Raw genomic sequence first — 13,472 nt, 5'->3', positions numbered from 1 at the left:
CGGGCACCGTGTGAGGCTCCCGGCATGAACGAGCACCCCACCCCCGAGCACCGGCGTCCGGAGGGCGTCACGGACGCGACCGTCGAGGCCGTCGGCAAGCTGTCGGCCGCCCTCGACCACATCGAGGACGCCCGCGGCCACCTCTACGCCTTCCACCGACTCATGGGCAGCGCGGAGAGCACCCTGGAGGAGGCGACCACCATGGTCCGCGACGCCGGGCACACCGACCTCGCCGACGCCCTCGACCGCGACGCGCTGGGCGCGAACCCGCTGCCGGGCATGTGGTCGTTCCAGATGGTCGACGAGTTCGACGACGGGTTCTACGCCCGGGCCAAGGGCCTGCACCAGCGCGCGCTGGACGAGCTGATGGGCGGCAGGCGCCACGTCTTCGAGGCGGAGATGAAGGAGCTGCGACGCACCCGCGACGGGCGCGAGGGGCACGAGGCGACGCCCGCCGACGTCGAGGGCGACCCCGAGTACGACGACGGCGCCGGCAGCTAGGACCTGCTCCGCAGCTCGGGCAGCACGTCGGACCCGTAGGCCGCCAGCAGGTCCGCGTAGTGCGGCCCCATGTTGGCGACGTACACCTCGTCGAAGCCGGCGTCGACGAACGGGACATAGGCCTCGACGTGCTCGGCCACGTCCGGACCGAACGCGCCCTTCTCGGCGAACGCCTCCCGTGTCACCAGCTCGGCGGCCTGCTCGAAGTGCTGCGGGCTGGGCAGCACCTGGCTCAGCTCGCCGGGCACGCCGGAGTTGGGCCACAGCGCGTACGCCGCGTCGATCGCCTCGTCGCGCGTCGGCCCCCACGCGACCTTGAAGCCGGCCTGGGTCGGTGCGTCGACGCCTCTGGCCTCGCGGAAGGTGGCCACCGACTCGGCGTCCGGCTTGGTGGTGATGAAGCCGTCGGCGATGCGGCAGGCGAGGTCGAGCGCCTTGGGCCCGAAGGCGCTTATGTAGATCGGGGGCGGGGTGTCGGGACGGGTGTAGATCCGCGCGGTGTCGACGCGGTAGTGCGTGCCCTCGTGGGAGACGACCTCGCCCTCCCAGAGCCGGCGGATCACGTCCACCGCCTCCTCCAGCATCTCCAGGCGCCGCTCGGTGTGCGGCCAGACGTCGCCCAGGACGTGCTCGTTGAGCGCCTCGCCGCTGCCGACGCCGAGGACGAAGCGGCCCTCGCCGAGCAGCACGGCGGCCGTCGCGGCGGCCTGCGCGACCACAGCCGGGTGCGTCCGGACGGTCGGGCAGGTGACCGCGGTCGTGACGGGCAGGTCGCACACCTGCGAGATCGCCCCGATCATCGACCAGACGAAGGGCGACTGGCCCTGTGCGTCGGTCCACGGGTGGAAGTGGTCGCTGATCCAGAGGGCGTCGAAGCCCGCCTCCTCGGCCCGCCTGGCCTGGTCCAGCAGCTGCTCGGGGGTGTACTCCTCGCAGGAGAGGAAGTAGCCGAAGCGGGTCACGACGCGGTCTCCATGGCTGCTCGTACCCCGCGCCGGGGACCGCATGCGTTGGGGGTGGCGCGGGCCCGCTCAGGCGAGCAGGGCCTGGGCCACCATGGCCGCCTGGACCGCGGTGACCCCTGCGCGCTCGGCCGCGTGCCGGACGAGCTCGTCGGCGTCCCGCGTGGTGAGGCCGAGCCGGGCCGCGACCACGCCGACGGCGACGTCCAGCATCCGTTGCTCACGCAGGCGTTCGGGAGCCGCCTCCGCCCGGCGGAGCGTCTCGAACCCGAGGTCGGCGTTGGTCACCGCGCCGGCCTGCCAGCCCCCGAGGGCGTCCACCAGGCCGTCGATCCGGTCGTGGAAGGCATGCGCGGTCGAGGCGTACAGGTCGATGGTCAGCACCGCCCGCCCGTGCTCGACGACCGGCAACGACACCGTGCTGAGGATCCCCGTGAACGCCCGCTCCCGGGCCATCTCCGCCCAACCGTCCTCGTCGAGCGCGTACGGGTCACCGTCTCGACGGTCCGTGCCGTCGGTGCGCGGGCTCGCTGATGCCACGTCGGCGGCCTCGTCGACCAGGGTGAAGGTCAGGTCCTCGTCGAGGAGCGTGACGCTGAGCGCGACGCACTCGGGCACGGTGCGGACCGCCCACCCCTCGATCACCCGGAGGAGCACCTCGACGTCGTCGACCGCCGTCGTGACGTACTCGTCCAACGCCTCCCTGCTCTGCGGCAGCAGCTCCATGGCGTCCTTCGGTCGGTGCGCGGGCGAAGACACGATGGTGCGCCTCCGTCCTCACCTTCGCCACACCCGGCGGGGCGTGGGGCGTCAGCCCGCCGGGTAGGGCGAGCGGGCGAGGAGACCCGCGAGGTGGGTCGCGTTGCGCGCCAGCACCTCGGTGGTGCCGGCCGTCTTCTCCGGGGTGGTGTCCAGGTCCTTGTAGTCCACGGCCTGCATCGCCTCCCCCACCCAGTACGTCGCCGCCTGGGCCGGGATCGTGAAGCCGACGTCGGTCAGGGCCTGGGCGAGCTCGGCGGTCACGTGGTGGGCACCGTCCTCGTTGCCGACGACGCCGATCGCGGCGACCTTGCCGAAGACCAGCGGTCGGCCCTCGTCGTCGGTCTCGGATATCTCGGCGTCGAGCCGCTCGAGGACCATCTTGCAGACCGACGACGGCTGGCCCATCCAGATCGGGGTGACGAGCACCAGGACGTCGGCGGCGAGCACCTTCTCGCGCAACGACGGCCAGGCGTCCCCGTCGCCCTCGTCGGTGCTCACGCCGAAGCGGACGTCGTGGTCCACCACCCGCTCCATCACCCCGGCGACGCCGAGCTCCTCGAACGCGGCGAGGACCTGCGAGCCGAGCAGGTCGGAGCTGGACTCGGCGGGGGTGCGCTTGAGGGTGCACGTGAGCACGAGGCAGGAGAGATCAGGCATCCGCACCCGTACCCCGCCCGAGGGCGACCATGTGCGCGACTGAAACGGCCCGACCGGGGTACCGGACGCAGATGACGAGCACACCCACCCCCGGCCAGACCCCCGAGCCCGGAGCGGATCCGCAGGCGGACCCGCAGACCCGGCCCGACACCGACCCGGTCAACGACCCGGCCCCGAACCCCGAGGTGGACCTCGGCGGCGACCCCGTCGAGTGACCTCGCTCTGGCTCGACGGCGCCGCGCCCGTCACCGACAACCCGCTGCCGGACCGCACCTCCGACGTCCTCGTGGTCGGCGCCGGGCTGACGGGTCTCACCACCGCCCTCCTGCTGGCCAGGGCCGGCCAGGACGTCGCTGTCGTCGAGGCCCGGACGGTGGGCGCCGTCACCACCGGCAACACCACCGGCAAGGTGTCGTTGCTGCAGGGCACGCACCTCTCGCGGATCCTGCGGCACCAGACGGCCGAGGTGGGCCGCGCCTACGTCGAGGCCAACCGCGAGGGGATGGAGTGGCTGCTCCGCTTCTGCGACGACCACGGGGTGCCCCTCCAGCGCCGCCGCGCTGTGACGTACGCCGCTGCGGACTCCCAGCGCTCCCGCGTGCAGGAGGAGCACCGGGCCGCCGCGTCGCTGGGCCTCGAGGTCCGGTGGCTCGACCGGCTGGACGTGCCGTTCCCGCACGTCGGGGCGACGGTGCTCGAGGACCAGGCGCAGATCGACGCGATGGACGTGCTCACGGCGCTGGTCGCCGAGGTGCGCCGGCACGGCGGCACGATCACCCAGGGCACGCGCGTGCGCTCCGTCTCGAAGTCGGGCGAGCCCGTGGTCACCCTCGAGGACGGCCGCGAGCTGCGGGCCGGCCACGTGGTCGTGGCGACCGGGGCCTCGATCCTCGACCGCGGGCTCCACTTCGCCAGGGTCGAGCCCCAGCGGTCCTACGCGCTCGCCCTCACGTGGGACGGAGCCCTCGACGGCATGTACCTCTCCGCGGGGTCGGACTCCCGGTCGGTGCGCGACGCGCCCGGTGGCCACCTGGTGGTCGGCGGCAGCGGCCACGTGGTCGGCCGCACCCGCTCGGAGGCGGCGCACGTCGAGGAGCTGCGACAGTGGACCGCGCAGTGGTTCCCGGACGCGGTCGAGACCCACCGGTGGTCGGCGCAGGACTACAGCAGCTTCGACGGGGTGCCGTTCGTGGGCCGCCTCCCCGGCGGCGACGGACGCATCCACGTCGCCACCGGCTACGAGAAGTGGGGCATGGCCAACGCCGTCGCCGCCGCGCGCACCATCTCCGCCGACCTCCTCGGCGACGTCCCGTCGTGGGCCGCCGTCCTCGCGGGTCGCGGGGTGCGCCCGTCCGGCGCCGCCGAGGTCGCGCGCGCCAACCTCGGCGTCGGGACGGCCGCGGTCACCCGGGCCGCGCAGGCCGCGCTCGAGCGCCTGCCCGGCGTCGGCGCGTCGCCCACTGCGTACGACTGCGGGGTCATCGGGGTGTGCACCCACCTGGGCGGGCTGCTCCGGTGGAACGACGCCGAGGAGACGTGGGACTGCCCGCTCCACGGGTCGCGCTTCGCCCCGGACGGCGAGGTGCTCGAGGGACCGGCGACGCGGCCGCTGCGCAAGCGGGGCGCCGGGTCGTAGGTCAGCGGTTGGCGCAGACCAGGTCGGCCTTGAGCGCGTCCTCCGAGGAGAGGTCCACGCCGGGGCCGCACACGAGGTCGAGCGGGTCCGCCGCCTGCTCGACCGTGGCGACCCCCTTGTCGAAGGCGGGCACGACCTCGCTGCACGCGTGCTCGAGGCCGATCCGGGTCAGGGCCGAGGTGGCGGTGTCGCCGCTCAGCGCCAGGTGCACGCTCCACGCACCGGCGTCGGTGCGCTGGCAGTCGACGGCCGCGTTGGCCTGGATCGCCGCGAAGTCGAAGGTGTCCGCGCCCAACTCGTCCTCGACGGCCGCCCGCCACGCGGCGGTCGCCTCGTCCTCCTGCTGGGCGACGTTCTCCGCGCTGCCGCCCGCGGGCTCGCCGTCGGAGCCGCCGGAGCAGGCGGAGAGGGCGGGGACGAGCAGGGCCAGGGCGAGGACGAGAGCGCGCATGCGAGCAGGCTAGGAGCGGGGTGAGCGCCGCGTCCCGCTTTTGTTACCGGCCAGTACGTGATGCTCGCAACACCGGGCGAACAACGCCGGTTGAGCAGCGAGCGCAGCGAGCGTGTCGAAACCAAGGCCACCGCCGGGCCTCGGTTTCGACACGGGCGCCAGGGCGCCCTGCTCAACCAGCGGCGTGGCGAGGGGAAGGGCGGGGGCCCACCTACCCCTTGGTGGAGCCCAACGTCAGGCCGGAGACGAACTGCTTCTGGAGCGCGAAGAACACCACCAGCACGGGGAGCGCGACGATGATCGAGCCCGCCGCCACGAGGTTGGTGTCGGTGAAGAACTCGCCGCGCAGGTTGTTGAGGGCTGAGGTCACCGGCAGCTTGTCGCCCTGCTGGATCAGCACGATCGCCCAGAAGAACTCGTTGTAGATCCACGTCACCTGGAGGGTGGCCAGCGCCGCCAGCGCGGGGCGTACGAGCGGCATCGTGAGCTGCCAGTACTGCCGCCACACGCTCGCGCCGTCGAGCTCGGCGGACTCGTAGATCTCGTAGGGCAGGGTCTTCATGTAGTTGCTGAGCACGAAGGTGCAGAAGCCCATCTGGAACGCCGTGTTGACCAGGATCAGCGCCCAGAAGCTGTTGAGCATCGAGCCCGAGTCGCTGAGGAAGTAGGGCAGCGGGATCTCGCGGAACATCCTGAAGACCGGGATGAGCAGCGCCTGCGGGGGGAGCAGGTTGGCTGCGAGGAAGACCCCGAGCAGGGTCAGGTTGAAGCGGTAGCTGAACCGGGCGAGCACGAAGGCGACCATCGAGGACAGCCACAGGGTGAGCAGCACGGCCGGCACGGTGACGAGCAGCGAGTTCTTCATGTGCAGGCCGAAGTCCGCCTGGGACCACGCCTGCTCGTAGTTCGAGGTCGTCCAGCCGCCGAAGGAGAGGTAGCCGTGGACCTGGGTGTAGTCGTACTCGCGGAAGGAGTTGACCAGTGCCCACACCAGCGGGAACAGCCACAACAGGGCCAGCAGGGCCATCACGACGGTGGCGATGACCCCGCGTCGGCGGCCCAGGGCGACACCCTGGGTGGGGGCAGCGGGGGCGACGACCGGTGGTGTGGTCGCGACGGGCGTCTCGTAGGTCATCCTCGACGCTCCTCTCGGAACACGGTGCGCAGGTAGAGGGTGATGAAGACCGACGAGATCAGCATCATGATCACCGCCAGCGCCGACCCGAAGCCGTACCGCGTCGCCTCGCCGACGACGTTCTGCGCGACCAGGGCACCGATGACCTCGAGGCCGTTGCGACCCTTGTTGATCACCCACACGAGGTCGAACGCACGCAGCGACTCGATGACCACGATGACGACCACGACCAGGTTGATCGGCCGCATCACCGGGAAGATCACGTGGAAGAAGGTCTTCACCTCGTTCGCCCCGTCGACCGCGGCGGCCTCCCGCAGGCTCGCGTCGACGCCCTTCAGGCCGGCGAGGTAGATGAGCATGATGTAGCCGGTGTGCCGCCAGGCCGTCGCGACGAGGACCGCCCACAGGTTGATGTCGGGGTCGCCGTACCAGTCCACCTGCGTGCCGAAGACGTCGTTGATCAGGCCCTGGTCGCGGGAGTAGAAGAGCTGCCAGATGAAGCCGATGAGGGCCAGCGACAGCACGACCGGCATGTAGAAGGCGGTCTGGTAGAACCGGCTGCCGCGCATCTCGCGGTCGAGCACGACCGCGAGCAGGATGCCCAGCACCGTCGGGAACAGGAACAGGAAGCCCAGCCAGATGAGGTTGTGCTGGATCGCCGGCCAGAACGGTGGGTAGATGGTGGCGATGTCCTTGTAGTTCTGGAAGCCGACCCACTCGATGGTGTCGAGGTCGCCGAAGCCGTTCCACTTGCCGAAGGACAGCGCCACCGAACCCAGGGCGGGCAGCCACACCAGCACGACGACCAGCAGCAGCGGCACCGTGACCATCACGATCACGGTGAGGCGGTCGCGGGCGGGCAGCCGCTTCTCCCGGCCGGGGGCAGGCGCCGCAGCCTTCGTGGTCTGCTGTGCCTCGTCGATGTGTGCCATGGCTCAGCCGAAGATCGAGGCGGCCTGCTCCTGGATGCTGGCGGTGACCCCGTCGATGTCGTCGGGGTTCTTCAGGAACTCCTGGATCGAGGGGATCATCACGGTGCTCGCGAAGTCGGCGTTGGTGTCGCGGTCCATGAACTGGGCGATGTTGGCGGCGGCGCCCACGACCTCGGCGGACTTCTTCTGCAGGTCGCTGTAGGTCGAGAGGCTCGCGCCCTCGTTGGCGGCGATGAACGGCGCGTCGGCGGCGTTGTTGCCCGCGTCGGCGGCGGCGGCGCTGCCGAGCCACTTGATCATCTCCTTGCCGCCCTCCTGGTTCTTGCCCGCGGCCGCCACGCAGAAGCCGTCGATCGGGGCGTCGAGGGCGTCGGAGCCGATGGAGGAGTCGAGCTCGGGGAAGGTGAAGAAGTCCAGGTCCTCGCCGTTCTCGCCGAGCGCGTCCACGACGAAGGTGCCGAGGAGGTACATGCCGCACTCGCCCTTGCCCATCGAGGTCGCCGCCTCCTGCCAGGTGCGACCGAGCGGGTCCTCCTGGTGGTAGGGCAGCAGCTGGCGCCACGTGTCGAAGACCAGCTTGACCTCGTCGCCGTCCCACGCCTCGTTGCCGGCCATCAGGCTCATGTGGAAGTCGAAGCCGTTGAGGCGCATGTTGAGGATGTCGAAGGTGCCCATCGCGGGCCACCCGTCCTTGTCGCCGAAGGCGAACGGGGTGATGCCCTTGCCCTGCATGTCGTCCATCAGCGCCATGAAGTCGTCGTTAGTGGCGGGGGCCTCCCAGCCGTTCTTCTCGAAGACGGACTTCCGGTAGAAGACCGCCCACGGGTAGTAGCTGATCGGCACGAAGTACTGCTTCCCGTCGGCCGCGGTGGACGCCTGCTTGAAGGAGTCGTTGAGGCCGTCGATCGGCCACACGTCGCTCACGTCGGAGATCAGGCCGTTCTCGGCGAACTGCGCCATCCGGAAGCCGGCGAACCAGGTGAAGACGTCGTCCGGGGTGCCCTGGAGGTAGGTGTTGATGCTCTCCTGGAAGGTGTTGTGGTCGACCGAGTTGATGGCGACCTTCGTGCCCGACTCCTTCTCGTAGGCCGCGCCGATCGCCGTGAGCCGGTCGTACGCCGCGCCGACGGCCTCGACCTCGTTGATGCCGAACTTGACGGTGCCGGAGGCGGCGCCGCCGCCGGAGTCGCCGCCGCAGGCGGCGAGCAGGCTGGCACCGCCGACCGCAAGGCCGGAGAGTGCGGCGCCGCGGAGGATCGTGCGGCGCGTGGCGGCCATGGTCACGAGGGCGGACCGGGGCACGGAGGTGCCGCCGAGGGCACCGGTGGGACGAGGTCGGGACACGGGAGCCTCCAAGACACAGAATCAAACAGGGAACGACAGCATGTGACCGTTGACACACCCCCGTCAACCCTCAGATGTCGATATCCGGGCGCAAAGTGGACAAATTCCAAACAAAGTCACCGTCGTTCCGTTGACTTGTGGTGCGATGCTCGTCACAGTTCTGGCATGCCGACTCCACTGCCCGTGCTCGCCTTCGGGGGCGACTACAACCCCGAGCAGTGGCCCCGGGAGGTCCAGGAGGAGGACCGCCGCGCGATGGGCGAGGCCGGGGTCGACCTGGTCACCCTGGGCGTCTTCTCCTGGGCCTTCCTGCAGCCCGAGCCCGACCGCTGGGACTTCGGGTGGCTCGACGAGCAGATGGACGACCTGCACGCCGCGGGGATCCGGGTCGACCTGGCCACCGCGACCGCGTCGCCGCCGCCGTGGCTCACCCAGCGCCACCCCGAGATCCTCCCGGTCACCCAGGACGGCCGGACGCTGTGGCCCGGCGCGCGCCAGGGCTACTGCCCCAGCTCCCCGGTCTTCCGCGAGCACGCGCTGACCCTGTGCCGCACGATGGGCGAGCGCTACGCCGACCACCCGGCGCTCGCGCTCTGGCACGTCTCCAACGAGCTCGGCTGCCACAACGCCCGGTGCTACTGCGACGTCAGCGCGGCGGCGTTCCGCGACTGGCTGCGCCGGCGCTACGACGACGACGTGGACCGGCTCAACCACGCGTGGGGCACGGCCTTCTGGTCCCAGCGCTACGGCGACTTCGAGCAGGTGCTCCCGCCGCGCGTGGCTCCGGCGTGGGCCAACCCCACGCAGCAGCTCGACTTCATGCGCTTCTCCTCCGACCAGCTCCTCGACAACTTCGTCGCCGAGCGCGACGTGCTGCGCGCGGTGTCGCCCGGGGTGCCGGTGACCACCAACTTCATGGTCATGCGCAACACCGTCGCGATGGACTACCTGCGCTGGGGGCGCGAGCTCGACGTGGTCTCCAACGACCACTACCTGCTGGCCGAGGACCCCCACTCCCACCACGAGCTGGCGTTCAGCGCCGACCTCACCCGCGGCACCGCCGGCGGCCGGCCGTGGCTGCTGATGGAGCACTCCACCAGCGCGGTGAACTGGCAGCCCCGCAACATCGCCAAGCGGCCCGGCGAGATGGCCCGCTCCAGCCTGGCCCACGTCGCCCGCGGCGCCGACGCGGTGCTGTTCTTCCAGTGGCGCGCGTCGCGGGCGGGCGCTGAGAAGTTCCACTCCGGCCTGATGCCGCACGCCGGCACCGACACCCGCCTGTGGCGCGAGGTCTGCGAGCTCTCCGGGATCCTCGACGCCATCGAGGAGGTCGCCGGCAGCGCGCCCCGCAACCAGGCGGCGATCCTGTTCGACTGGGAGGCCTGGTGGAGCTGCGAGCTCGACTCGCACCCCAGCATCGACGTGCGCTACCGCGACCGCGCCGAGGACTTCCACCGGGCGCTCACGGTGCTCGGCGTCGGCGTGGACGTGGTGCACCCGAGCGCCGACCTGTCGTCGTACGACCTGGTGGTCGTCCCGACGCTCTACCTCGTCACCGACGAGGGCGCCGCGGCCGTGGCGGCGGCCGCCGAGCGCGGCGCCACGGTGGTGGTCACCTACTTCAGCGGCATCGTCGACCCGCACGACCACGTCCGCCTCGGCGGCTACCCCGGCGCCTTCCGCGACCTGCTCGGCGTGCGCAGCACGGAGTTCCTGCCGCTCCGGTCCGGGGAGACGGTGCGCGTGGAAGGCCTTGCCGACGCCGGCCTCGACGCCGACACGTGGTCGGAGGACCTCGAGCTGGCCGGCGCCACCGCGGTCGCGACGTACGCCGACGGCCCGGCGCGCGGACTGCCGGCCGTCACCCGCCGCGAGGTCGGGTCCGGCGCGGCCTGGTACGTCGCCACCCGGCTCTCGCCGGAGGGCACCGACCGGCTGGTCGAGCAGCTCGTCGCCGAGTCCGGCGTGGAGCGGCTTCCGGGCGCAGGGCCTGACGTCGAGGTCACCCGCCGGGTGGGCGACAACGCCTCGTGGCTGTTCGTCATCAACCACGGCGACAGCGACGCGACGGTGCCGGTGCGCGGCACCGACCTGGTCGGCGGACAAGACGTCGACGGCGACCTGGTCGTCCCCGCGGGCCGCGTGGCCGTGGTGCGGGAGGCCTGATGCTCGCGGCGCAGCGGCGGAGCCTGATCCTCGCCGAGCTGAGCCGGGGAGGCACCGTGCGCGTGACCGACCTGGTGGAGCTGCTGGGCGTCTCGGACATGACCGTCCGCCGCGACCTGGTCTCGCTGCACCGCGAGGGCCTGCTGGAGAAGGTGCACGGAGGTGCCCTCGCCGTCGCGGAGCCCTCGTCGTCGGAGCCCGGCTTCGCCGCGAAGTCGGTGCAGCGGCTGCGGGAGAAGGAGGCGATCGCCGCCCGCGCAGCCGAGTTCGTGCACGCCGGGATGGCCATCGCGGTCTCGGCCGGCACGACCACGCACGCCCTGACCGAGCACCTGGCGAAGATCCCCAACCTCACGGTCGTGACCAACTCGGTGTGGGTCGCCGACGTGCTGCACCGCAACGGCGACAGCACCACGTCGGTGCTCCTCACCGGTGGCCTCCGGACCCCGTCGGACGCGCTCGTCGGGCCGGTGGCCGTCTCGTCGCTGCGCAGCCTCCACGTCGACGCCTTCTTCATGGGGGTGCACGGCATGGACGTCCGGGCCGGCTTCAGCACCCCCAACCTGCTGGAGTCGGAGACCAACCGCGCGATGATCGAGCGCTCGCGCCGCCTCATCGTCTGTGCCGACTCGAGCAAGTGGGGCGTGGTCGGCCTCAGCAGCATGGCGTCGCTGTCCGAGGCGTCGGTGCTGGTCACCGACGCCGGCCTGTCGGCCCAGGCCAGCGGGATCCTGTCCGACCACGTCGACGAGCTGGTCCTGGTGAACGCATGACGGCTGCCGCCTTCGCGCCGGTCCACCTGGGCCGGCACGGCGTGAGCGTCGTGGTCGCACCCGACGACGACGGGGTGCCCGTCCTGGTGCACTGGGGCGCCGACCTCGGCGACCCTGGCCCGGAGGCGTTGGCAGAGCTCGTCGCCGCCCGTCGACCCGGCGTCTCGCACTCCGCCTACGACCGCCCGCGCACCACCGGGCTGGTCCCCGAGTCGACCCGGGGCTTCAGCGGCACGCCGGCGCTGGAGGGGCACCGCGTCGGTGGCGACACGACCGCCGCCCTCCCCCGGCTGTCCACCTGGACCTGCGACCGGGAGGACGACGACGCCGGCGCCGGCCTCCGCCTGACCGGCGCCGACGAGGAGGCGGGGTGGTCGGTCGAGGTCCGGCTGCTGCTCAGCGCCGCCGGGCTGGTGCGCGTGCGCAGCTCGGTCACCAACACCCGCGACGGCGTCCTCCACCTCACCGGCGTACGGTCCGCGCTGCCGGTCGGCGCCCACGCGACCGAGCTGCTCGACCTGACCGGCCGCTGGAGCAAGGAGCGGTCCCCGCAGCGCCACCCCTGGGTGCAGGGCACGCACCGCCGCGACGGGCGGCACGGGCGCACCGGCCACGACGCGACACTGCTGATGGTCGCGGGCACGCCCGGCTTCGGCTTCTCCCACGGCGAGGTCTGGGGAGTCCACACCGCGTGGAGCGGCGACCACACGACGTACGCCGAGCGCACGCCCGAGGGCGAGTGCCTGCTCGGCGGCGGCGAGCTGCTGGCACCGGGCGAGGTGTCACTCGAGCCCGGCGAGACCTACGTCGGACCGTGGCTGCTCGGGTCGTGGTCCGGCGCGGGCCTCGACCCGATGAGCCACCGGCTGCACGACCACCTGCGGGCCCGCACGCCCCGCGCGCGGACCGAGCGCCCCGTCGTGGCCAACACCTGGGAGGCGGTCTACTTCGACCACGACCTCGACCGGCTCACCCACCTGGCCGACGTGGCAGCCGCCGCCGGCGTCGAGCGCTTCGTCCTCGACGACGGGTGGTTCCTCGGGCGTCGCGCGGCGACCGCGGGACTCGGCGACTGGACCGTCGACCCGGCCGTCTGGCCCGGCGGCCTGCACCCGCTCGTCGACCACGTCCGCGGCCTCGGCATGCAGTTCGGGCTCTGGGTCGAGCCGGAGATGGTCAGCCTCGACTCCGAGGTGGCGCGCCGCCACCCCGAGCGGGTGCTGGGCGGGCACGCCGACGCACCGGCGTCGTGGCGCGACCAGCAGGTGCTCGACCTGCAGGACGAGGCGGCGTACGCCGCAGTGCGCGACGCGCTGCTGGCCCTGCTCGACGAGTACGACATCGCCTACCTCAAGTGGGACCACAACCGTGACCTCACCGACGCCGTCCACGCGCGACGGCCGGCGGTCCACGGCCAGACCCTCGCGCTGCACCGGCTGCTCGACGAGCTGCGTGCGGCCCACCCGGAGCTGGAGATCGAGTCGTGCTCGTCGGGAGGCGCCCGGGTGGACGCCGCGATCCTCGAGCACACCGACCGGATCTGGGCCAGCGACACCATCGACCCGCTCGAGCGCCAGACCATCCAGCGGTGGACGTCGCTGCTCGTGCCGCCGGAGCTGATCGGCTCGCACGTCGGCGGCCCCGTCGCGCACACCACCGGCCGCTCCCACCGCCTCGGCTACCGCGCGGCCACGGCGCTCCTCTTCTCCTTCGGCGTGGAGTGGGACGTCACCGCCCTCGACGAGATGACGCTCGACGCGCTCGGCCGCTGGATCGACCTGCACAAGCAGGTCCGCCCGCTCATCGGCACCGGCACGCTCGTGCACCCCGACCACGCCGACCCCGCGGTGATGGTCACCGGGCTCGTCGCCGCCGACCGCTCGGAGGCGTGGTACGTCGTGGCGACCGTCGCCGCACCCGCGACCCAGCACCCGGCACCGCTGCGACTGACCGGCCTCGACCCCGACCGGACCTACCGGCTGGCCGACGTGACCGCCACGGCCGACCAGCACGACATGGGCCTCACGCCGTGGTGGGCTGCATCGGGCGACCGCGCACTGCCCGGTCGGGTCCTCGCCGCGGCGGGGGTCTCGCTCCCGGTGCTGGCGCCGGAGACCGCCCGGGTGCTGCGGCTGGTGGCCACCGACTGAGCC

At 72.2% G+C, this 13,472-nt stretch carries 13 protein-coding genes; 6 read left to right on the top strand and 7 right to left on the bottom strand.

The window, feature by feature from the left end; translation table 11 throughout:
* Nucleotides 1-24 precede the first annotated feature (24 nt).
* Nucleotides 25-501 (top strand): hypothetical protein, encoded by a 477-nt coding sequence (locus ACE3QY_RS03115; protein WP_374454540.1) that lies wholly within the window; start codon nucleotides 25-27, stop codon nucleotides 499-501.
* On the opposite strand, the gene ACE3QY_RS03110 is transcribed toward ACE3QY_RS03115, so the two are convergent.
* The 3 genes from ACE3QY_RS03110 to ACE3QY_RS03100 form a co-directional block, all read right to left on the bottom strand.
* The gene (locus tag ACE3QY_RS03110; protein ID WP_374454539.1) at nucleotides 498-1,463 is read right to left on the bottom strand and encodes a TIGR03557 family F420-dependent LLM class oxidoreductase; all 966 of its coding nucleotides are present in this window, start codon (nucleotides 1,461-1,463) and stop codon (nucleotides 498-500) included. The two genes, ACE3QY_RS03115 and ACE3QY_RS03110, sit on opposite strands and share 4 nt — an antisense overlap.
* Before the next feature lie 69 nt (nucleotides 1,464-1,532).
* Complete coding sequence (locus ACE3QY_RS03105) at nucleotides 1,533-2,222, bottom strand: hypothetical protein (RefSeq protein WP_374454538.1); 690 nt, start codon at nucleotides 2,220-2,222, stop codon at nucleotides 1,533-1,535.
* 51 nt (nucleotides 2,223-2,273) lie between these two features.
* Nucleotides 2,274-2,882, bottom strand: a complete 609-nt coding sequence (locus tag ACE3QY_RS03100; protein ID WP_374454537.1) for a flavodoxin family protein — start codon at nucleotides 2,880-2,882, stop codon at nucleotides 2,274-2,276.
* A gap of 71 nt (nucleotides 2,883-2,953) precedes the next feature.
* On the opposite strand from ACE3QY_RS03100, the gene ACE3QY_RS03095 reads away from it, so the two are divergent.
* Nucleotides 2,954-3,097, top strand: coding sequence for a hypothetical protein (locus tag ACE3QY_RS03095; RefSeq protein ID WP_374454536.1), 144 nt, complete (start codon nucleotides 2,954-2,956; stop codon nucleotides 3,095-3,097).
* Nucleotides 3,094-4,518, top strand: a complete 1,425-nt coding sequence (locus ACE3QY_RS03090) for an FAD-dependent oxidoreductase (protein WP_374454535.1) — start codon at nucleotides 3,094-3,096, stop codon at nucleotides 4,516-4,518. Before ACE3QY_RS03095 ends, ACE3QY_RS03090 begins: the two co-directional genes overlap by 4 nt.
* 1 nt (nucleotide 4,519) lies before the next feature.
* Here the strand turns inward: ACE3QY_RS03090 and ACE3QY_RS03085 are convergent, their stop codons facing one another.
* The 4 genes from ACE3QY_RS03085 to ACE3QY_RS03070 all read right to left on the bottom strand — a co-directional run bounded on the left by ACE3QY_RS03085 (nucleotide 4,520) and on the right by ACE3QY_RS03070 (nucleotide 8,380).
* Nucleotides 4,520-4,969 carry a hypothetical protein gene (locus ACE3QY_RS03085; RefSeq protein ID WP_374454534.1) on the bottom strand — a complete coding sequence of 150 codons (450 nt, stop codon included), beginning with the start codon at nucleotides 4,967-4,969 and terminating at the stop codon, nucleotides 4,520-4,522.
* A 211-nt stretch (nucleotides 4,970-5,180) separates the two neighbouring features.
* Complete coding sequence (locus ACE3QY_RS03080; protein WP_374454533.1) at nucleotides 5,181-6,104, bottom strand: carbohydrate ABC transporter permease; 924 nt, start codon at nucleotides 6,102-6,104, stop codon at nucleotides 5,181-5,183.
* Complete coding sequence (locus tag ACE3QY_RS03075) at nucleotides 6,101-7,036, bottom strand: carbohydrate ABC transporter permease (protein ID WP_374454532.1); 936 nt, start codon at nucleotides 7,034-7,036, stop codon at nucleotides 6,101-6,103. Before ACE3QY_RS03075 ends, ACE3QY_RS03080 begins: the two co-directional genes overlap by 4 nt.
* A 3-nt stretch (nucleotides 7,037-7,039) precedes the next feature.
* Nucleotides 7,040-8,380, bottom strand: a complete 1,341-nt coding sequence (locus ACE3QY_RS03070) for an ABC transporter substrate-binding protein (RefSeq protein WP_374454531.1) — start codon at nucleotides 8,378-8,380, stop codon at nucleotides 7,040-7,042.
* A gap of 165 nt (nucleotides 8,381-8,545) precedes the next feature.
* Here ACE3QY_RS03070 and ACE3QY_RS03065 point away from each other — a divergent pair, with 165 nt between their 5' ends.
* Genes ACE3QY_RS03065 through ACE3QY_RS03055 form a run of 3 tightly spaced genes read left to right on the top strand, consistent with a single transcriptional unit; the run spans nucleotide 8,546 to nucleotide 13,469 of the window.
* Entirely contained in the window at nucleotides 8,546-10,546 is a 2,001-nt protein-coding gene (locus tag ACE3QY_RS03065) for a beta-galactosidase (RefSeq protein WP_374454530.1), read from the top strand.
* Nucleotides 10,546-11,319, top strand: a complete 774-nt coding sequence (locus ACE3QY_RS03060; RefSeq protein ID WP_374454529.1) for a DeoR/GlpR family DNA-binding transcription regulator — start codon at nucleotides 10,546-10,548, stop codon at nucleotides 11,317-11,319. The genes ACE3QY_RS03065 and ACE3QY_RS03060 overlap by 1 nt, the downstream gene beginning before the upstream one ends.
* Complete coding sequence (locus ACE3QY_RS03055) at nucleotides 11,316-13,469, top strand: alpha-galactosidase (protein ID WP_374454528.1); 2,154 nt, start codon at nucleotides 11,316-11,318, stop codon at nucleotides 13,467-13,469. Before ACE3QY_RS03060 ends, ACE3QY_RS03055 begins: the two co-directional genes overlap by 4 nt.
* Nucleotides 13,470-13,472 lie beyond the last annotated feature (3 nt).

Source organism: Nocardioides sp. (genome assembly GCF_041913365.1).
Taxonomy (GTDB): domain Bacteria; phylum Actinomycetota; class Actinomycetes; order Propionibacteriales; family Nocardioidaceae; genus Nocardioides.
This window is presented reverse-complemented; position numbering and strand designations above follow the sequence as displayed.